Raw genomic sequence first — 19,313 nt, 5'->3', positions numbered from 1 at the left:
GGCCCCGCTGTGCTCCGACCGGGGCGGTACGGCCGGTGGCACTCCCCTCGGTCACGCCCACCCTGCCTCGCCGCCCCACGCCGCCTCGCCCACGCCCCACCGGCGTGTTCCCTCAGGGGAGTCTGGCAGCGCGACAGAGCGCGGACCGGCCGAAAGGGTGGACGTCACCCTTGGCTCGTAGGTCCGAGTCCTGCTAACCCGCTGCGCGACGCAGCACACGCCGGCGATGGCCACCGCCGGCGTGTCGATCGCCGGGACGCACACCGGCAGCGCCCGGCCGGCATCTCGTGGCAGCGCTGGACGCGGAACGCGGCGTGCACCCCGTTTCACGCCGCGGCCGATGTCACCGATCGGGGTGCGCTGCGCCGGGTCACCGACCGCACGGGCCTCGAACGCGTCACGCCGGCCGAAACCCCGGGGGCGGCGGAGCACCTGCCGGCCACCGGCACGGGCGTCGCGGGAGTGGGTCAAGCCCTCCTGCCTACTTCGGGTTTGTCCCGGGCCACGGGTTGACCCGTCGGTGCGGCCGGGGGCCCTCCGGCGTGTGTCATACCGGTGGAATCGTGCGGTGGGGCAGCTGACCGGGGCGGGGGAGGTCGGTAACACCCACCCGTGATGCCGCGCCACCGCCCTCCGACCGCACCGCACCGCACCGCGCGACTTCCGACCGCCGAGCAGCGCCGTCGGCGGTATCGTCGAGACCGCCGTTCTGCCGGGGCATCGGACACAATCGCGGGGGTGGAGCTGTGGCAGTTCCGGGGGCGGCGCGCGTCGCCGTATGGGTGCTCGCCGTGGTAGCGGGCGTGGTGTCGGCAGGGCTCATCGTGGCGCTCGTGGTGAACCCGGACATGGCCGACCGGACCGCCAGCGTCACCGGCGCCGTCATCGGCCTCGCCGCCTTCGTCCTCGCCGTGATCACCCTCGTCCGAAGCCCCGGAACAAGTGGTGGCGGGCGTCGGGTCCGCAGCGGGCGGGGAGGGATCGCCGCCGGCGGCAGCATCACCGGCAACGCCGTCGGCGACCGGTCGACAGTCGTGGCACCCCCGACACGGAGTGCACCGGCCCCTGCGGGTGGTCAGGACGCGGACGTACGGGCCGGAAGGGACGGCCTCGCCGCCGGCGGCGATGTCACTGACAACGCGCTCGGCGACGACAGCGAACGCCGGTGACGCCCCGATGGCGACGCGGCCGAAGGGACGACGAAGCGGCTGAGACGGTACGAGCGCCCGACACCGTTCCTGAGGTCCGGCGGGAGCCCGAGCAGCACGTGCGGGTGACGGCACGCCGTGGAGGGACCGCGGTGGGAGGCGACGCATCCCACAACGCGTTCGGGCCGGGCAGTCAGGTCGTCGACAACCGGCAGACACACATCTGGCACGCCCCGCGCGCGATGACGTGGCCGCTCGAAATCGGTTCCGTCCCCAACCTCTCCAGTGCGTTCCCACCGCGCGCCGCACTGCGGGACCAGGTGGGTGCTGCGCGGGGGCAGGGGCCGTCGGCGGTGCTGACGCAGGTGCTGTCGGGCGGCGGCGGTGTCGGCAAGTCGCAGTTGGCCGCTGCCTTCGCCGGCGAAGCCCTCCACGACGGCACCGACCTCGTCCTCTGGGCACCCGCGGTGGACGTCCGGCAGGTCATCACCCTCTATGCCCAAGCCGCCGGCCTCGTCGCCGCACCCGGCGCGACGGGTGAGGATCCCGAGTCGGATGCGCGGGCGCTGTCGGCGTGGCTGGCGACGACGAGACGGCGGTGGCTGGTCGTCCTCGACGACATCACCGACCCCACCGGAATGGGCCCCTGGTGGCCGGCCAGCCGGACCGGCACCGGTTGGGTGCTGGGGACCACACGACTCCACGACGCGCGCCTCACCGGCAACGGGCGCAAACGGGTTCGGGTCGACGTCTACACGCCCGGCGAAGCCGCCGCGTACCTCCGCACCCGGCTGTCCGACGACGACGCCGGGCACCTTTTCGACGACACCGTCGACGACCTGGCCACGGCGCTGGGGCACCTGCCGCTCGCAGCGCCGAGGCCATCACCCTTCTCGAAGCCGTCGTCGGCGACCGGGAACGCATCCTCGGCCCCGACCACCCCCATACGCTCACCGCCCGCGACGACCTCGCCGTGGTGTACCGGGGCGCGGAGCCGTAGCGGCGCGGTCCACTTCCTCGCGTGCTCGGCCGCGCCCGTCGCGGGCCAGGTGGACTTTCGTGCTAGGCCCACCACGGGATCGGCCAAGGGCGTGATCCCCCGCTTCCTCTCTGTCGACCGCCCCTTCGCCGCCTGCGGCACTTCTCGACGCCCGGGTGCGGCGACGACCCGCTTCGACGATCTCGGTGCGTGGTGGTGGTTACGCGGTCAGAACCAGTGCAGACAGTGCGGGGGACGGCCGGTACGGAAGAGGGCGTCGGCCAGACCGGCCGCGCCCGGGTGGTGGGCCCGGACGTGCCCGGCACGTACGAGCGTGCTCGGGGCGGTGCCGCCGAGGTAGATCGAGCCCAGGTCGCTGATGTCCAGGGACAGGTCGGGATTCCGGTCCGTCGGGACGCAGTGGCCTTCGCCTTCCCGGACGGTCAGCAGGTAGCGGCCGTGTTCTCCGAGGAAGGGATCGTCGACGTCGAGGACGAGCGCGCCGTCCGTGAACCAGCCGCGTGCGGTCAGCGCATGCGGGATGTCGAGGAGCCGCACCCAGAGCCAGTCCGTGTCGTCGCTCACCTCGCCGGCGCGGAAGTCCGCGAGCTGCCAGCGCAATGGGTGCCCGGGCGGGAGGTGCTTGAACACGACCTTCGCGACGAGGTCGTGCCCGAGCAGGAACCGGGCCAGGGCCGCGAAGACGGAATCGTCGGTGGCGATGGTCTCGTCGACCGTCAAGGTGTCGGCCTCGCCGATCGAGTAGCTGGCGTACCCGTCCGGGACGCCGTCGGCGTCACGGTGGAAGGCCACGTAGCGCGGTGCCGTCGAGATCGGGGGCTGCCCCGCGCGCAGGGTCCACCAGCGGCGCGGCCGGGACAGCGCGCCGGGCTGGGCGCGGCGGTACCGGTCGTAGACCTCTTCCAGGATCTCGCCGCACTCGGCACGCCGCAGTATCTCCACCGCGGAGTTGTCCGAACCGGGCGACAGGGCGCCTGCCGGGATGCGGGCCCTGGGAACGGCGAAGGCGGCGCGCGGGCGCGGCACCGTCAGCCGCGCGGTGTAGGTGGCCGGTCCGTAGCCGAACCTCCCGTAGATCGGCGCTTCCGAAGCCAGCAGCACGGAAAGGGACTCTCCGCGGGCGCGCACCTCGGCGAGCTGACGCCGCATCATCGCGCTCAGCACACCCTGCCGACGGTGGGAGGGCAGGACACCGACGGCGGTCACACCGGCGACAGGGACGGGTGTCCCACCGGGCAGCGTGAGCTCGAACGAGTGCGCGGCAGCCGTGCCCACGGCCCGTCCGTCCGCCGTCATGGCGAGCAGGCCCCGGTCCATCTCGAGCGCCGACCACCAGAGCCCGCCGCCCTCCACCGGGGTCTCCGGGAAGCGCCCGAACGCGGCATGCACAGTGTCGACGAAGACATCGAGATCCTCATCGGTCGTGGACCGGATTTCCGTCACTGCCGCTGCCTCCCCGAGAAACCGGCACCACGATTCGTGGTGTCCCGGCACAGTGCAGCGCCGGCCCGTGGCCCGGTCAAACGAATTACGGCTGAGCGCACCGGCCGGCCACGGCACCGGCTCGCCGTGCCCGCCGCCTCGGCCGGTGTCTGCGGGAGGGAGGCCAGGGGGCAAAACCACCTCGCCCCTCGCCCTCACCCCGCCGCGGGGTGCCCCTCGCCCGCCGCCGGGACGGTAGGTGCGGCGGAACCGTCACCGAGCCAGGCGCGGAGGCAGTGAGCGCCGGGTGCGCGGATCGACCATGAGGCCGACCGATCCGAAGCTGCCTGGTCCCGCGAGAGTTGCGCGCGCCGGTCGGCTTTGCGGCCGACCGGCGCGTTCAGATCACGATGCGGCTCAGCACTCGCGAAGGCCCGGGGCGGGGTCCTGGCCGGTGTGTACGGACACCGCGGGGACGTTGCCCCACTGGCCGTTGTCGAGCTGCGTCCAGTACCAGATGTCGTTTCCGCCCTGGTGAGGGTCGCCATGGCCCCAGCAGGCGAACCAGCTGAATCCGGAGGTGAGGGTGCCGCGGGTCGCGGAGCGGTAGGAGCGGTCCGCGTATCCCTTCGCTCCGACGGTGTTGCCGCAGTACAGCCGCCCGTCCGAGCGGACCCCGCACTCGGCGGCGTGGGCGGTGGTGGCGGGTACGGACAGGGCGAGCAGCGCGGTGACAGCGAGGGTGCCCAGCACGGACGTCACGCGTCGCGCTTTCGGTCGAGTATTCATGATCGACACAACGGCTGAGCCCGGCGCGGGTAACGGAGGAAGCCGAGATCATGCCGGGATGGGCGCCTGTGGACGCGTACCGGAAGCCCCGGCGCGACCGCTCCGCGACACGCCCGCACGACGTGCGTACCGTCTCCCGCGCGGAGGCGTCGTCGTCCCGGCCGTCCGGATCGGGTGCCTGGAATCGCAAGGCACCGGAGTCCACCTGGCGAGCGCGCCCGGGGAGGAGCAGCGGAGGGTGCGTTCCTCACCGCACGGGGCTCAGGACCTGCGGCGTCGCGGTCGGGAGGGCCCCTCGGCGGCCAGGGAGCCGACCGGTTCGACGGGCTCCGGGCCGGGAACGGCAGACGGCGCCGGACCGGTTCGGCCGGCGCTCTTCGCCGCTCACGTCTCCCCGGACGACGGTGGTTGCCGGAAGATCGGCCTGCCCCGGGGTGTTCTCTCCGGGTATGAGGATCAGCGAAGCTTCCGGAGCGAGCGGTGTCAGCGCACGATCGTTGCGGTACTACGAGGACGAGGGCTTGATCGTCCCCGGTCGGTCGAGCAACGGGTTCCGCGACTACTGCCGGTCCACGATCGACCGGGTGCTCGCCGTACGTTCGCTGCTGGAATCCGGGCTGCCCGTCCGGTTGATCAGGGAAGCGCTGCCCAGCCCCACCGGCGAAGCCGATGGCCGCACGGACGTGGCGCACGCGGAATTCCTGCACGAGGTGCAGGCCCATCGTGATCGCCTCGCCGCGCGTGCAGCCATTCTCAGCAATCAGCAAGCGGCACTTGACGCCTACCTACGAGAGGCTCGTCGCACCGGCCGGCGATCGCCCGCTTGACCTTGACGTAAGTGTGAGAGTCCTACGTTGCCCGCATGGAGATCAACGAACAGCAGAGCAGCGCCGGCCGGTCGGTACGTGCGCTGGTGCAGCAGTCGCGCCGAGGGCCGAAAGACCTGGTCCTCACGACCGATCCGCGCCTCCTCACCCCGGGGCCCGGCGAGTACCTCATCCGGGTGGGCGCCGCCGGGGTCAACTTCGCTGACGTCATGCAGACCCATGGGACGTACGAAGGAGGCCCACAGGCGCCATACGTGGCGGGCTTCGAAGCCGCGGGCGAGATCATCGGGGTCGGCCCGCACGTCGAGAGCGCCCTCCCGCTCGGCACCCACGTCGTCGGAGCCGGGCCGGGCGCCTTCGCGCAGTACATGACGATGCCGGCCGCCGGGGTGGTCCCGGTGCCTTCCGGCTGGAGCGACGCCGAAGCCCTCGGCCTGGTGCTGAACTGGGCCACCGCCCTGGCGGCGCTGAGACCCCTGGGTGAGGTCGAGGCGGGCGAGGTGGTGCTCGTCCACGCCGCGGCCGGAGGAGTGGGTCAGGCCGCCGTCCGCCTTGCCCGGCACTACGGTGCACGCGTCATCGCGACGGCGTCACCGGGCAAGCACGAGACCGTCGAAGCGCTCGGTGCCGACGAGGTCCTGGACAGCGGACGCCCTGATCTGGCCGAGGAGATCACCCGCCTGACCGGCGGGGTCGACCTCGTACTGGAATCGGTGGGACAGGCGACCTTCGCTGTCAGCCTGTCGGTCGCCAAACCCTTCACCGGTCGTGTCGTCGTGTTCGGTGCCGCTTCCGGCGACGCCACTGTGACCACGCACGACCTGGTGTTCACCCACCAGGTACAGCTCAAGGGCCTGCACATCGGTGCGCTGGCGGCTGCGGCACCTTCCCTCTACCGGTCGTTGCTCGTCGAGCTCGAGTGCCTCGTCGGTCTGGGGGTGTACCCGCCCGGCACGCCTCAGGTCCACTCCCTGGCCGAAGGACCGTCAGTGCTGCGACAACTCGAAGCCGGCCGGACCCGCGGCAAGCACGCACTCGATCCCTGGCGGCGGGAAGGCCTGTGAGTCACCGCGGTCCGCAGGACGCCCTTACCGTCCCGACGGAAGCGACTGCGCCCCGCAGCACGTCGCCGGGACCGCCGAGCGCGCGTCTGGCGGCCGAAGTGGGCAACTCCGTGCGTGCCGCGCCGAGAAGGGGCGGCCGCTAACGCTGCCATGGTGAGACCGCTCTGCTCGACCCTTCCTCAGCACCTCGCAACCGGCCGGTCCGCGGCCGGCAGGTCCGCTGTCTGCGGTGCAGCAAGCCCGGGTGGGGGCAGTACCGTCCTCAGCAGGGCCGGGGAAGCCGGTCCCGCTGAGGCGATCGTGCGGGAGGCGGCCGTGGACCGGCCGATCGCGCGGGTCGCGCGCATGTCGGGGGTGACCGCCCGGACCCTGCGGCACTACGACGAGATCGGCCTGCTGCCGCCGGCCAGGACCGGTGCCAACGGCCACCGCTACTACGAGGAAGGCCAGTTGCTGCGCCTGCAGCAGAATCTCGTACTGCGGGCGCTGGGGTCGGGGCTTCCCCAGGTCGGCCGTATTCCGGCCGAGCAGATCGACGAGGTGGAAGCCCTGCGCGGACACCACAGAAGACTGCTCGCCGAGCGTGACCGACCGACCGACCTCGCTCGGCCGTCCGTCCGTCCGTAGGGCGTGACTCGTCGGCAGCCGCTTCGGCGTGCCGGCTCAGGCCGCGGTGGCAGTGCCGACCCGCGCTCATCGCGCGGTGTATCCGCCGTCGACGGGGAGGGCGATTCCGGTGACGTAGCCGGCACCGGGGCTGCACAGCCACAGGACTGCCTGGGCGATCTCCTCGGCGGTGCCGAGCCGGTCGATGGCCTGGCCTGCTTCGGCCTGCCGACGGTCGAGTTCTCCGGCGTCGATCATGGCGTCGACCATGGGGGTGCTGATGGTGCCGGGGCACACCGCGTTGACGCGGATGCCCCGGGAGCCGTATTCGAGGGCGGCGCTCCTGGTCAGGCCGATCACGCCGTGCTTGGTCGCGTGGTAGGCGGCGCGGCCGGGGTTGCCGACGAGGCCGCCGAGGGAGGAGCAGTTGACGATGGCACCGCTGCCCTGCTCCCGCATGTGGCGCAGTTCGTGCTTCGTGCTCGCCCAGATGCCGCGCAGGTTGATCGCGTTGACACGGTCGAACTGGTCGGCGCTCTCGTCGGCGGCGTCGGTGGGCGGGGGCATGATCCCGGCGTTGTTGTAGGCCATGTCGACGCGGCCGAAGACTTCTGCCGTGCGGTCGACGGCAGCGGCGACCTGGTCCTCGTCGGTGACGTCGCAGACCAGGGCGAGGGCTTGGTGGCCGGCGTCGGTGAGCTCCGTGACCGCCCGGTCGAGGGCGTGCTCGTCGATGTCGGCGAGGCCGACGGCGGCGCCCGCTTCGGCGAAGGCGCGGGCGGTGGCCAGGCCCATGCCCGAGGAGGCGCCGGTGACGAAGGCGACGCGGCCGGTGAAGTCGTAGGTGGGGTTCATGCGGTCCTCTCCCGTCGGGAGCTGAGTGGCGAATGGGGTACGGGGTGTGTCAGGGCGCGAGTGCACAGTCGCGGACACGGCGGGCAGGGTGCCGAGGACGGTCAGTGCCCGGAGAGGCGGTGGCGGGCGGTCCGGCGACGGGGCGATCGGTGACACCCGTCAGGAACGAGGCGGCGGCGAGGCCCCCGACACCACGAAGCGGCTGGCCCGTACGGATGCGGCCGCGGGAGGCATACGCGCATCTCTCCTCCTCGGTGCCGGGCGGCGTCAGGTGGTCGCGGCTTCGACGGTGATGCGGTCCGCCTCGCCCAACTGGTCGGCGCTGACGTCGAGGTGCCCGAGGACGAGCAGGTCCGCGGAGGCGTCCGGCCCGTCCCGGTGGAAGAGGGCCAGATTGCCCCAGGGCGCGTAGTAGGCGATATCTCCGGCCCTGGCCGCGACCGGTGCGGGGGAACCGGCGGTGTCCAGCTCGCGCGGCAGGTCGGCTGTCCGTTCCATGTCGTGGAAGTCCGCCAGGTCCAGGCTGAGGGGGAGGAGTGCGGCGAAGTCGCGGGCGGCGGGGCTGTCGTTCAGGGTGGCCTCGACGGGGTGGCCGTCGAGAGTGACCCGGATGTCCATGGCGGTACTCCTGTCGGAGGGATGCGACGAGGTGGGCGTCGCGGAGGGTGGTGTGTGGGTTGCTGCCGCCTTCCGGCGTGCCGAGGCGGAGGGCGGAGCGGGTGGCGCGGCTTCCCCGGAGCCGGTGGAGCAGGCGGTCACGGCGAGCAGCAGGGCCGCCGCCGAAGCCAGGCGGACCGGACCGGGGCCGACCACGGAGCTCGCGAAGAGGGGCCGCGGGCTCCTCATGCGGGCAGCGGCGAGGTGTCCGGCAGCGGCTTCGTGGAGCCGGCCCGCGGCACGGGGCTGCACTGCGGCACTTCGATCACACCCGGCGTGGCGGTCACGGCGTCGAGGGCCGCGATCAGGGCCTGCGGGTCGCACACGTCGGCGGCGAAGCCGCGGGCGTGGACACCCTCCCGGTCCAGTTCCGCGGCCAGGCCGTCGAGGCGGTACTGGCCGCGGGCGACGGGGGCGATGTCGACATCCGCGCGGCCGAAGCGGCGGGCGGTCGCCGGCCCCGGACCGGGGCCGGCACCGACCGGGGCGCATGGGGTCACGGTGAGCCTTTCGGGAGAGGAGACGGAGAGCAGGCCGCAGGGGCGCCGCAGGGGCGACCGGGACGGAAGTCAGCCGGTCACCGGGGCGGCGGTGTACTCCTCGTCGGTGACAGGCGTCAGCCAGTGGACGACGTCGTGGTCCTCGTCGCCCTCGTTGATGGCCAGGTGGACCATCAACCGGTTCGGCGCGGCGCCGTGCCAGTGCTCCTCGTCGGCCTCGAACAGGACCCGGTCACCCGGCCGGATGACCTCCACGGGCCCGCCGCGCCGCTGGCACAGGCCGACCCCTTCGGTGACGAAGACGGTCTGGCCCAGCGGATGACGGTGCCAGTGGGTGCGGGCGCCCGGCGTGAAGTGCACCAGTGAGGCGGTGACCCGGGACGGGGCGGGCGCGGCGGCGACGGGGTCGATGTAGACGTCACCGGTGAACCAGTCGGCCGGGCCCTTGGCGGTGTCGATCGAGCTGCGGGTGATCTGCACGGGCTGCTCCTTGTCGGGGGTGGACGTCAGGGCTTCAGGAGGGTCTTGACGGCGCGGCGCTCGTCCATGGCCCGGTAGCCCTCGGCGACCTGCTCCAGGGGCAGGGTGAGGTCGAAGACCTTGCCCGGGTCGATACGGCGGGTCAGGACGTGGTCGATCAGATCGGGCAGGTACCGGCGTACGGGGGCGGGTCCGCCGCGCAGGCCGACGTGGGAGAAGAACAGTTCCTGTCCGTCGACGGCGACCTCGTGGGGGACTCCGACGAAGCCCACGTTGCCGCCGGGCCGGGCGGAGTGCAGCGCCTGGCTCATGGCCTGGGCCGTGCCGACGCACTCCAGCACGGAGTCCGCGCCGATACCGCCGGTCATCTCCTTGATCCGGGCCACGCCCTCCGCACCCCGCTCGGCGATGATGTCGGTGGCGCCGAACTCGCGCGCCAGCTTCTGGCGGGACTCGTGCCGCGACATGGCGATGATCCGCTCCGCGCCCATCTCCTTGGCGGCGATCACCCCGCACAGGCCGACCGCGCCGTCGCCGACGACCACAGCGGTCGAGCCGGGCTTCACCTCGGCGGCGTCCGCGGCCCACCAGCCGGTGCCCATCACGTCGGAGACGGCCAGCAACCCGGGCCAGAACTCCTCGTCCGGCACCTCGTCGGTCGCGACGAGGGTGCCCTGGGCGTTGGGGATGCGGACGTACTCGGCCTGGCAGGTCGACATGAACTCGCGGTTCAGGCAGTTCGACTGGAAACCGTTGCGGCAGTTCGCGCAGGTGTTGTCCGAGGTGGCGAACGAGCCGACGACGAACTGGCCCGGCCGGACGGAGGTGACCTCGGCCCCGACCTCCTCCACGAAGCCGACGTACTCGTGCCCCATGGGGTGTGCGTGCTCCGTCGGCTCCGCACCGCGATAGGGCCACAGGTCCGAGCCGCACACGCAGGTCACGGCCGTACGGATCACGGCGTCGGTCGGCCGGAGGATCCTGGCGTCCTCCACGGTCTCGAAGCGTATGTCGCCGGGGGCGTGGATCACTGCTCCGCGCATGAGTGAGGCTCCTTGCCTGCTGGGGCGGGCCTGGCCGGTACCTGGGGTTCCGGCAAGCCGCCGAATGGGTGACGGTGCCCTGGTTGGCGGACGGCGAATCCGCCGCCCACTGGACCGGGCCCGGCGTCCGGTCCGCCCGCCACGACGGGCGGACGGCGAGCGCCATGTCATCCAGGTAACCCCCGTCCCGCACGGGCAGCGAGTCACTGCCGATGGGTGTACCAGCAGTACATCCCTCCGCCGCCGGACAGGCCGTACCGTCGAAGGCATGGACAACCGTGCCGAGGTCCGCGAGTTCCTCACCTCGCGGCGAGCGAAGATCAGCCCCGAGCGAGCCGGACTGCCCGCAGGTCCCCGGCGGCGCGTCCCGGGACTGCGCAGGAGCGAGGTCGCCGCCCTGGCCGACATGAGCGTGGAGTACTACTCCAAGCTCGAGCGCGGCAACCTCGCCGGTGTCTCCCCGTCCGTCCTCGAAGCCCTCGCCCGGGCCCTCCGGCTCGACGAAGCCGAACGTGCCCACCTGCTCCACCTGGCCCGGGCCGCCGACGGGTCCGACGCCCTCACCCGGCCCCGCCGGCGGCGTACGCAGGAGCAGTGGCGGCCGCACCGCAGCCTGCAGTGGACACTGGACGCCGTCACCGCGGGCCCCGCGTTCGTCCGCAACGGCCGCATGGACATCCTCGCCGTCAACCCGCTCGCCCGCGCCTTCTACGCAGACGTCTACGCCTCGCCCGGCAACCAGGCCAACCTGGCACGGTTCAACTTCCTCGACCCCGCCTCACGCCGCTTCTACCCGGACTGGGAACTCTTCGCCGACACGGCCGTCGCCCTCCTGCGCACCGAAGCCGGACGCAACCCGTACGACAAGGACCTGCACGACCTGGTCGGTGAGCTCTCCACCCGGAGCGACGACTTCCGCACCCGTTGGGGCACCCACAACGTCCGCCACCACGGAACCGGTACCAAACGCTTCCACCACCACGCCGTCGGCGACCTCACGCTCGCCTTCGAGGGCCTGGAGATGGCCGCCGAACCCGGCCTCACCCTCACCATCTACACGGCGGAGCCCGGATCGGCCTCCGAAGAGTGTCTCCGCCTCCTCTCCTCCTGGGCCGCCACGTCCCCCGCCCCCGCCCGCACACCGCACCCCACCGACTGACGTCCACCCGGTCGCCGGCTGCGCGTGGCGGGTCTCCGAGCGCGCTGCCCTGTCGGTCTGTACCGAGAAACCCATGAAGGCCGGGGTGTTCCCCGCCCCTGCGATGGGCACCTCCGTTTCCGCCGGGAGGCCGCTGTGTCGCGACACCGCCCCGACTGACCGCCCAGGACTCCACCACCCCCGGGGGGCCGGTCGAGGTCCCGCGCCCGGAGCCTTCAGGACGCGCCGCCCGGCGCACCGGTCGTCATCCGCAACCGCGGCGTCCGCAACTGGGCGTTCACTCCCGGCCCGGCCGCCGCCCGCGCGGGGCGTCAGGTCGCGGAGGCACTGCACCGGTGGGGCTACCGGCCCAAGGACGACCACCCGGACCTGGGCCGGTAGGTGCGCCGCGCGCGACGAGCCGGCACGGAGTGCGGTGGTGGGGCCGGACGGCTTCAGCCGCGTCACCCCGCGAGGCCGACGAGAGCCCTGCCCGTCAGCCGGCCGCCCGGCGACGAGCGCCGCATCGTTGTGGAGGAGCGGGCTTCGAGCACGGGCTCCGCTGGCTGCACGTCCGTGAGCGGCGGGCGCCACGCGTATGCCACCGTCGACCACGCCCGCGCGTCACAGTACCGGCGCGTAGCTCACCGAGGTGCTGGGCTCCGCGCCGGTAGGACGGAGGGCTCTTCAGGCGTTTGCTACCTGCTGCCTTGCGAGTTGTTCCCGGGCGCCGATCGTCCAGGGATGATGGGGACCGAACAACTGCTCCCGCCCCGTTACCACGAGTGCCGTGTGCCTGACCGCCTCCTCGTGGTGGCCGGTCGCGGCCAGGGCAAGGGCGAGGAGACTGCGGGCAGACAGCGAGATGGGGTAGTCCGCGCCGAAGCGCCGCTCGTAAGTGGCGAACGCCTCGCGCGCGCGGGGGAGTGCCTCGGTGACCTGGCCCGTCTCGAACAGGGCGTAGGCACAGTTGAGTTCGGCCCCCAGGGTGATGGAATGATCAGCTCCCAGTTCACGGCGGCAGTCGGTGACGAGTTGGGGCCCATCCGGGGCAGCGGCTTCCAGCTCGGGCCCTGGTGGCACCTCCAGAAGGTGCGATCGCGCGAGGAGGGTCAGAGGGTGCGACGGTCCCAGAGCGTCGGTCAGACCCGCTTTCGCTCGGTGCATGAACGAGACGGCTTCGGCGGTCCTTCCCAACTGGTACAGCGGAAGAGAAAGGGCGAGTCCGGCATCCAGTGTCGCGAGCGCTGTGGGCCCGAGAGCGCGCTCGCTGTCGGTGTGCACCTCACGCTGGATGGCGGCTGCTTCTTCGAATCGCCCGAGGCGGTAGACGCTTTTGCCGGCACGCTTCCTGAGCTCCAGGATGAGGACGTGGTCTCTGGCCAGGCGTTGTTCGGCCAGTTGCCGGGCCTGGGTCGCCAGAGCGAGCGCGGACGTGTACTCACCTGATCGGTGCAGAGCTGTCACCAGGCGCACAGCGCATTCCACCGCGATCTCCGCGGTGTTCTGCCCCACGGTCGGCCAGTCGCGTATGCGCCGGAGGAGCGCGAGGACGTGGGGGGAGAGAAGGCCGTACCCGTCGTCAGTGGTGCCGCGGTCGGGAATCACCGGAAGAACGGAAGCCAGGAGCCGTGCCGCCTCGGCAACGAGTTGCTCCCGCTCGTCCTCCGGCGTGCTCCGCGCGACACTGTCGAGCAGGACGCCGTGAGAACGCAGGCACCGGACACCCTGGGAGACGAGGTCCGTCAGGGAATGCTCGAGCAGGCCCCGTAGGGCCGACTCGACGCGGGCGGCACGGAGACCGGGGCCCAGCGACACACCTGACAACAAGGAGACCGGCAACGGGTCGCTCGACCAGCAGGCCAGCAGGCGGAGCAGCCTTACGGCTTCCGGCAGACCGGTGGCCGCGAGCCGGTCCATCGAAAGCTGCCACGTGCCGCTGATCAGGTGCCGCGAGTCGCCACCCGTCCCGACAACCGCACCCTGGTCGATCAGATCGATGGGGTCGACTCCCATGTCCCCGTCGAGGTGACGGCCGTAATCGGTCATGGTCCACGGAGTGATGACCTGATGGGCGAGGAACCCGCCGGCCAGGGTCAGGGCGAGCGGGAGGCGGCCCAGCCGATCCGCGATCACAGCCGCCTCCTCGACACTCCCGGAATCCGGGGCAAGGTCGCACAGGACCTCGGCGGCTTCCCTACGCGGCAGCACACCGACGTGCAGCAGGTCGGCCGCAGGCCACCAGTGGGCCGCGGCTTGACGGGTGGTCACGAGGACGGTTCCGCGGGCGCTGGTCCGTAGCCACCCGCCGTCTCGCAGCACCGCCGGATCGTCGGCATTGTCCAGGACGAGCAACCAGGAGCGGTCGGAGTGGTCCAGGTAGTCCCAGACCAGGTCCGCCGCGGCGCGAAGGCCACTGCGTGCCGCGACGAGCTCACCCTCGCCCGCCCCCCGGTCGGCGGCGATCGCGAGCATCCCGGCGCGCAGGGACGTCTGGTCGGAGGCGTTCACCCAGAAGCCCAGACGCTCACCCCCGGCGACGCACTCCTCGAAGAGCGTGTACGCCACGGCAGTCTTGCCGCATCCGCCGAGTCCGTGCAGCACCAGCACGGCGCTCGCGGTCTCCTCGGCCACCGCTGCCCGTAACCGGCTCATCAGGTCGACGCGGTCGCGAAGGACGACCGGCGGCCGGCCGACGGCCGGCCGCCGCACCGAGTCCGGACCGGACCACGCCCGCCCGTGGTGATGGTGCTCGGTGATGTACTGATCACCGGACGCCTGATAGACACGGCCCTGCCCGTCAGCGTGACCGTACTGCCGCTCCGTCACGACCGCCCCACGTGCATGTCCCCGCCTGCCTGGTATACCCGTGCATGACCGGAGGCGGTGGCACGCTGGGTGACCACGGACGGCGCCGGCTCGTCCGGAGGGTCTTCACCGAGAAGCGCACGAAGGTCCTCCGCCAGCTCAGGATGCGCGCCGAGCAAGCGCCGGATCCGGCCCTGCCACTCGACCCTCATCTCCGACTGCGTCTCCGCATCGCCCGTCTCTTCGGCCCTGAGCAACTCCTCTCGAGTCGAGGCGAGTTCGGCAGAGATGACCGGCACCCTGTCCGGTCGCACGCGATGCCATATCTCGAGCAGACCGTCCCGGGCGCTCTGCCATGCGTCAGTCGCGAGGAGAGTCATCAGCGTCGTCCCCGCGGTACTCGCCAGAAGTGTTATCTCCGCGTCCATGTAAGTCCCCCTGAAGACGTGGGCAGTGACGCCAACCCTAGGCCAGACGTGCCCCACCCGGCACCCGCTGACCGGCCGCCTGGAGTGCGACCGTACGGGAGCCCGGTCGAAGGCCGCCTCGCCCTGCCCGTGGTGTCGAGGTCGCGCCGGGTGCGTACCAGGTCGAAGGGGAAGCCGGCAGCATCCGATTGCGTGCCGGTTCGCGTTCGCTCAACCCGGTACTGGGAACGGCGCGCGTGAACACCTTGCGGCCGTGGGGCCGCAGGGTGTTCACGCGGGCTGATCGGCGACAGATCGCACTTCTTCCGTGATCGTCGCGACGGCGAGATCGCAACTCCCCGCCGGTACCGCGGGGACCCGACGCCGCACCCGGGTGCGGAGTTGTCACGGCCGGATCGGGCGAGAGCCAACCGGATCGTCGAAGCAGTCAGGTGGGCCCAGGCAAAGCATCCGACCTGTCCTCACGTATTCATTGAGCAGCCGTTTCATGAAGCAGGCCGTCTCGCACCAGAGCGAAGATCGAGAACGGGTGGCTCTCCAGGACGGCCCTCCGGCATGGCCGCTCCACCGGCCGGGTCGGGACGGGCCGGTGCATAGCGCCGGCACCGTGGTGGTTTCGTCGTGTCAGCGAGGCCGGCAGGACGCCGCGTGTCCCAACGCGGCGTGGGGGAGGCTCCCGTCCGGGCAGACCCGCGATCGACGGGGCGCAGAAGGCAGGTGACGGACACGCAACTGCGGGACGCCGCGGACCCCATCACCGTGGCTGCGCGGGCCGCCTGCACCAAGGACTGACACGCGCCCCACATGGCCGGGATCCCGGCCGACCAGCCGGGCAGGTGTCCCGGCCGTCTGCAACGGCATGTGCAGCGGCGTCCCGAGCGTGTGCGGTGACCGTCCGGCCGCCGTCGAGCCGCCGCCTGCGTCCGGGCGCGTCCCACCCGGCGCTCCCACCGGACGCATCCCGCCGGGCGGGGTCCGCAGCGGCCCCCGCCCCCGGCCGGAGTGAACGTCGCGTCGCATGCTGCGGTGTCATGGCCGTGGCTTGTGGGCGAACACCCACCGGTTCCCCTCGAGCGCGTCGTTCGGCTCCGGAAGGGGTCCGCGGCCGTGCCGACGGGTGAAGTCGAAGGGCGTGTACATCGTGGTGGACCAGCCGTTGGCCGTCAGGGCGCCCGCGGAGTCGGGCCGGGGCCCCTCGTCGAAGAGGTGCAAGAGGTCGATCCCGATCTGTTCACGTGTCGCCGTGTAGATCGGGCTGTCGCGGTACACCAGCAGGTCCTTCTCCAGTTTCGCCTCGAAGGCCAACGCACTGCCTTCGGTGGTCAGCCGGTCCACCGTGTCGATGAGGTACGTCTCGGCGGGGGCCGGCAGGTAGAAGAGGAGCCCCTCCGCCAGCCAGACGCTCGGTGCGGCCGGGTCGAAACCGGCGGCGGTCAGCGCGCTGACCCAGTCCTCGCGCAGGTCGACCGGTACGGGGACACGCTTCGCCTTCGGGACGGCCGCCCGGTCATCGAGCACGTGGTGCTTGAAATCCAGCACGCCGGCCCTGTCGATCTCGAAGACCGTGCAGCCGGACGGCCAGTCCAGCCGGAACGCGCGGGTGTCCAACCCCGCGCCCAGCAGGACCACCTGCCTGGTGCCCGTCCGGACCGACCGGAGCAGGAAGTCGTCGAGGACCCTGGTCCGCAGCCCGAAGTAGCGGGCGAACCGCCCCCACAGGGGGTTGGCGTCACCGTCCGGGACCTGCTGGATGCGCACCGGCCAGTGCGCGCATGCCGGCGCGGCGCGCACGAAGTGCTCCGCGTAGGCGTCCTGGGCCAGGCTGTCGTGGCGATGGGTCTCGATCGCCCGCGCCGCGGCGACCAGGAGGGCGGTCAGGCCGACGCCTCCGTCCACGCCTTCCACGTCGGTGCGCTGCGGTGCCGTGCCAGTCATGTGTCCTCCGTCGGCGGGAGTGTCGGCCGCGAGCTTCCTGCTCGTCGGGCGGGCTGGGTGAACGGGTGCGGTGTGCCGTGCTCAGCGGCTCCTGCCGGCCGGTAGCAGGACGGGTTTGACCACCCGGCCGGCGTCGCAGTCGCGCTCGGCCTGATTGATGTCGGCCAGCGGATAGGTGCGGATGAGCTGGTCGAAGGGGAAGCGTCCCGCCTGCCAGAGCCGGGTCAGGAGCGGAATCAGCAGTCCGGGGACGGCGTCCCCTTCGCAGATGTGGCGGATGCTGCGGCCCCGGTCGAGCGTGCCCGGTTCGAGCGGCAGCGCCGTGTGGAGCCGTGCCACCAGGCCGAGACTCCCGGTGGGACGCAAGGCCCGGAGCGTCTCGTTGATGAGGGGGGCGCAGGCCGTCGTGTCGAGTGCGTACTGCGCGCCGCCGCCGGTGAGCCGCCGGATCCGCTCGGCCAGTCCTGCCGTGTCGGCGGCGAGCGGGATCGCGCCGAAGCGTTCGGCCAGGGCCAGCCGCCGGGGATGCCGGTCGACGGCCACGGTCGGTGCGCCGACCGCGCCGGCCGCCATCACCGCGGCCAGGCCCACGGCTCCCGCCCCGACGACGACGAGGGTGTCGCCCGGTCCGGCGGCGAAGGTGTTCAGCACGGCTCCGGCGCCGGTGAGGAAGCCGCAGCCGAGCGGCCCGAGCAGTTCGACAGGCAGCGCGGAGTCGACCCGGACGGCGTTGCGGGCCGAGACGAGCGCGTACTCGGCGAAGGAGGACTGGCCGAACCACCGGGGGGCCAGCGCCGCACCGGCCGCGTCGGTGAGCCGTGGCACGTCCTCCGCACGTCCTCCGAACAGGTTGAGGGAGGCGAAGGAGTCGCAGTAGGCAGGGGCCGCGCCGCGGCAGTTGCGACAGTGCCCGCAGGAGTCGAAGCTCAGCACGACGTGGTCGCCGACGGCGAGACCGGTGCCCGGGCCACCGCCGGTCCGCACCACGACTCCGGACCCTTCGTGGCCGAGCACCGCCGGCAGCGGACTGCTGCCGGCCGAACGCCGGACCGCGAGATCGGTCCGGCACATCCCGCAGCCGGCGATCCGGACCAGGACCTCGCCCGCGGCGAGCTCCGTTACCAGGGCCACCTCCTCGACCGCGAACGGATCCCCGTACGAGCGCAGGACGGCCGCCCGGAACCTCACCGTCACGCCTCCCGCGGGCGGTGGACGACGAACGGCCGGAGGTTGCCGTACAGCCCCCACGGTCCGCCCGCCACACCGACTCCGCTGTCCTTGACGCCCGCGAAGGGCTGGGCGAGCGACAGCTCGGCGTGGTGGTTGATCCAGGCTGTACCGCACTCGAGCCGACCGGCCACGCCCTCGGCCCTGTCGAGGTCGGTGCCCCATACGGAGCCCCCCAGCCCGAAGCCGGTGCCGTTGGCGGCGTCGACGGCTTCGTCGACGCTCCGGTACGGCAGCACCGGCAGGGCCGGCCCGAACTGCTCCTGGGTCACCACCGGGCTGTCGGGTGGGACGTCGGTGAGGATCGTGGGGGCGAAGAAGTAGCCCGGCCCGGCCGGCCGGTGACCGCCGGCCGCCGCCCGGGCGCCGTCCGCCAAGGCGCGCTGCACCATCTCCTCGACCCTGGCCAGCTGGGGGGCGTTGTGTTGAGCGGTCCGAGCCGGGTCTCCGGGTCGAGGCCGGGCCCGACGGCGACGCTCCTGGCGCGCTCGGCGAGGGCTTCGACGACCTCGGCGTGGAGCCGGGCCGGGGCGTACACGCGCTTGACCGCCATGCAGACCTGCCCGCAGTTGCGGAAGGCGGCCTCGAACAGCCGGTCCGCGATCTTGTCCACGTCGACGTCGTCCAGCAGGACGGCGGCGTCGTTGCCGCCCAGTTCCAGGGTGACCCGGGCGAGCGAGGACGCCGCCGCTTCGGCGACGGCCCGCCCGGTGGGCACCGAACCGGTGAAGGTGACGTGGCGGATGCCGGGGTGGGAGGCGAGGCGGGCACCGAGCGGTTCCCGGCCGGTGACGACGGTGAGCACGTCCTGCGGCAGGACGCTCGCGAGGACGGAACCGAGCAGCCGGGTGGCGAGAGGGGTGAAGGGGGATGGTTTGAGGACCACCGTGTTGCCCGCCGCGAGGGCGGGCGCGAACTTCGCCGCCGCGAGCTGGAGGGGGAAGTTCCACGGCACGATCGCGGCGACGGGCCCGAGGGATCGCCAGCGGATCTCGCTGTGTACGGGCCGGCCGTCGGTGATCCGCCGGGGCCTGGGGGCCAGGTCGGCGAAGTAGCGCAGGCGGGCCGCCGTGCGGGCGATCTCCGCATGCGACTCGGCCAGGGGCTTGCCCTGTTCCCGGGTGAGCAGCCGGGCGAGTTCGTCGCCGGCCACCTCCACGGCGTCGGCCGCGGCGCGCAGCGCGGTGGTGCGGGCCGCGGCGTCGGCACGCCAACTGCGCCAGGCCCGGCCGGCACGGTCGATGACGGAGTCCAGGGCGGCCGGCTGCTGATCGGGGACGTCGTCGAAGACCTCCCCGGTGGCCGGGTCCACGACGGTGAGACGCGCGGAACACCGCCCGGGGACGCGGTCGGGCTCACGCCCGGGCTCGGAGAACGGCATGCCCG

At 72.4% G+C, this 19,313-nt stretch carries 15 protein-coding genes and 3 pseudogenes; 5 read left to right on the top strand and 13 right to left on the bottom strand.

Annotated features, from left to right (window positions below):
* Positions 1 to 746 precede the first annotated feature (746 nt).
* Positions 747 to 1,169: a hypothetical protein gene (locus ABZ371_RS01280; RefSeq protein ID WP_358672512.1), complete on the top strand. Its 423-nt coding sequence runs from the start codon at positions 747 to 749 to the stop codon at positions 1,167 to 1,169.
* A 1,004-nt stretch (positions 1,170 to 2,173) separates the two neighbouring features.
* On the opposite strand, the pseudogene ABZ371_RS01275 reads toward ABZ371_RS01280, so the two are convergent.
* The 3 genes and pseudogenes from ABZ371_RS01275 to ABZ371_RS01265 form a co-directional block, all read right to left on the bottom strand.
* Positions 2,174 to 2,302, bottom strand: a pseudogene (locus ABZ371_RS01275) (IS5/IS1182 family transposase); the annotation flags it as partial.
* A gap of 53 nt (positions 2,303 to 2,355) precedes the next feature.
* Complete coding sequence (locus ABZ371_RS01270) at positions 2,356 to 3,591, bottom strand: GNAT family N-acetyltransferase (RefSeq protein WP_358672511.1); 1,236 nt, start codon at positions 3,589 to 3,591, stop codon at positions 2,356 to 2,358.
* A 396-nt stretch (positions 3,592 to 3,987) separates the two neighbouring features.
* Positions 3,988 to 4,332 carry a hypothetical protein gene (locus ABZ371_RS01265; RefSeq protein ID WP_358672510.1) on the bottom strand — a complete coding sequence of 115 codons (345 nt, stop codon included), beginning with the start codon at positions 4,330 to 4,332 and terminating at the stop codon, positions 3,988 to 3,990.
* Between the two features lie 476 nt (positions 4,333 to 4,808).
* Between ABZ371_RS01265 and ABZ371_RS01260 the strand changes: the two genes are divergently transcribed.
* From ABZ371_RS01260 to ABZ371_RS01250, 3 genes and pseudogenes are all read left to right on the top strand, one after another.
* On the top strand, positions 4,809 to 5,186 hold the full coding sequence (locus ABZ371_RS01260; protein ID WP_358672509.1) for a MerR family transcriptional regulator: 378 nt from the start codon (positions 4,809 to 4,811) through the stop codon (positions 5,184 to 5,186).
* A 35-nt stretch (positions 5,187 to 5,221) separates the two neighbouring features.
* Positions 5,222 to 6,250 carry a zinc-binding dehydrogenase gene (locus ABZ371_RS01255; RefSeq protein WP_358672508.1) on the top strand — a complete coding sequence of 343 codons (1,029 nt, stop codon included), beginning with the start codon at positions 5,222 to 5,224 and terminating at the stop codon, positions 6,248 to 6,250.
* Positions 6,251 to 6,565: 315 nt separating this feature from the next.
* Positions 6,566 to 6,841, top strand: a pseudogene (locus ABZ371_RS01250) (MerR family transcriptional regulator); the annotation flags it as partial.
* A gap of 102 nt (positions 6,842 to 6,943) precedes the next feature.
* Here ABZ371_RS01250 and ABZ371_RS01245 read toward each other — a convergent pair.
* The 5 genes from ABZ371_RS01245 to ABZ371_RS01225 all read right to left on the bottom strand — a co-directional run bounded on the left by ABZ371_RS01245 (position 6,944) and on the right by ABZ371_RS01225 (position 10,391).
* Positions 6,944 to 7,711, bottom strand: coding sequence for a glucose 1-dehydrogenase (locus ABZ371_RS01245; RefSeq protein ID WP_358672507.1), 768 nt, complete (start codon positions 7,709 to 7,711; stop codon positions 6,944 to 6,946).
* Positions 7,712 to 7,978: 267 nt separating this feature from the next.
* Positions 7,979 to 8,479: a cyclophilin-like fold protein gene (locus ABZ371_RS01240; protein WP_358672515.1), complete on the bottom strand. Its 501-nt coding sequence runs from the start codon at positions 8,477 to 8,479 to the stop codon at positions 7,979 to 7,981.
* Between the two features lie 74 nt (positions 8,480 to 8,553).
* Entirely contained in the window at positions 8,554 to 8,868 is a 315-nt protein-coding gene (locus ABZ371_RS01235) for a hypothetical protein (protein WP_358672506.1), read from the bottom strand.
* A gap of 69 nt (positions 8,869 to 8,937) precedes the next feature.
* The gene (locus ABZ371_RS01230) at positions 8,938 to 9,348 is read right to left on the bottom strand and encodes a cupin domain-containing protein (RefSeq protein WP_358672505.1); all 411 of its coding nucleotides are present in this window, start codon (positions 9,346 to 9,348) and stop codon (positions 8,938 to 8,940) included.
* Positions 9,349 to 9,374: 26 nt separating this feature from the next.
* Positions 9,375 to 10,391: a zinc-dependent alcohol dehydrogenase family protein gene (locus ABZ371_RS01225; protein ID WP_358672504.1), complete on the bottom strand. Its 1,017-nt coding sequence runs from the start codon at positions 10,389 to 10,391 to the stop codon at positions 9,375 to 9,377.
* Positions 10,392 to 10,659: 268 nt separating this feature from the next.
* Here ABZ371_RS01225 and ABZ371_RS01220 point away from each other — a divergent pair, with 268 nt between their 5' ends.
* On the top strand, positions 10,660 to 11,550 hold the full coding sequence (locus tag ABZ371_RS01220) for a helix-turn-helix transcriptional regulator (RefSeq protein WP_358672503.1): 891 nt from the start codon (positions 10,660 to 10,662) through the stop codon (positions 11,548 to 11,550).
* Positions 11,551 to 12,216: 666 nt separating this feature from the next.
* Here the strand turns inward: ABZ371_RS01220 and ABZ371_RS01215 are convergent.
* From ABZ371_RS01215 to ABZ371_RS01195, 5 genes and pseudogenes are all read right to left on the bottom strand, one after another.
* Positions 12,217 to 14,184 (bottom strand): tetratricopeptide repeat protein, encoded by a 1,968-nt coding sequence (locus tag ABZ371_RS01215; protein ID WP_358672514.1) that lies wholly within the window; start codon positions 14,182 to 14,184, stop codon positions 12,217 to 12,219.
* Between the two features lie 170 nt (positions 14,185 to 14,354).
* Positions 14,355 to 14,765, bottom strand: coding sequence for a hypothetical protein (locus ABZ371_RS01210; RefSeq protein ID WP_358672502.1), 411 nt, complete (start codon positions 14,763 to 14,765; stop codon positions 14,355 to 14,357).
* A 1,029-nt stretch (positions 14,766 to 15,794) separates the two neighbouring features.
* Positions 15,795 to 16,700, bottom strand: coding sequence for a class I SAM-dependent methyltransferase (locus ABZ371_RS01205; protein WP_358672501.1), 906 nt, complete (start codon positions 16,698 to 16,700; stop codon positions 15,795 to 15,797).
* Between the two features lie 81 nt (positions 16,701 to 16,781).
* The gene (locus tag ABZ371_RS01200) at positions 16,782 to 17,888 is read right to left on the bottom strand and encodes an NAD(P)-dependent alcohol dehydrogenase (RefSeq protein ID WP_358672513.1); all 1,107 of its coding nucleotides are present in this window, start codon (positions 17,886 to 17,888) and stop codon (positions 16,782 to 16,784) included.
* A gap of 2 nt (positions 17,889 to 17,890) precedes the next feature.
* Positions 17,891 to 19,308 (bottom strand): annotated as a pseudogene (locus ABZ371_RS01195) (aldehyde dehydrogenase family protein).
* Positions 19,309 to 19,313: the final 5 nt, after the last annotated feature.

It is taken from the genome of Streptomyces sp. NPDC005899 (assembly GCF_040629645.1).
GTDB lineage: Bacteria > Actinomycetota > Actinomycetes > Streptomycetales > Streptomycetaceae > Streptomyces.
The sequence above is the reverse complement of the archived record's forward strand: the minus strand, read 5'-3'. Positions and strand labels throughout refer to the sequence as shown.

Coding starts and splice junctions, on each gene's coding strand:
- ABZ371_RS01260 (WP_358672509.1), top strand. CDS start 4,809: ATGAGGATCAGCGAAGCTTCCGGAGCGAGCGGTGTCAGCGCACGATCG.
- ABZ371_RS01255 (WP_358672508.1), top strand. CDS start 5,222: ATGGAGATCAACGAACAGCAGAGCAGCGCCGGCCGGTCGGTACGTGCG.
- ABZ371_RS01245 (WP_358672507.1), bottom strand. CDS start 7,711: ATGAACCCCACCTACGACTTCACCGGCCGCGTCGCCTTCGTCACCGGC.
- ABZ371_RS01225 (WP_358672504.1), bottom strand. CDS start 10,391: ATGCGCGGAGCAGTGATCCACGCCCCCGGCGACATACGCTTCGAGACC.
- ABZ371_RS01220 (WP_358672503.1), top strand. CDS start 10,660: ATGGACAACCGTGCCGAGGTCCGCGAGTTCCTCACCTCGCGGCGAGCG.
- ABZ371_RS01215 (WP_358672514.1), bottom strand. CDS start 14,184: ATGAGCCGGTTACGGGCAGCGGTGGCCGAGGAGACCGCGAGCGCCGTG.
- ABZ371_RS01210 (WP_358672502.1), bottom strand. CDS start 14,765: ATGGACGCGGAGATAACACTTCTGGCGAGTACCGCGGGGACGACGCTG.
- ABZ371_RS01205 (WP_358672501.1), bottom strand. CDS start 16,700: ATGACTGGCACGGCACCGCAGCGCACCGACGTGGAAGGCGTGGACGGA.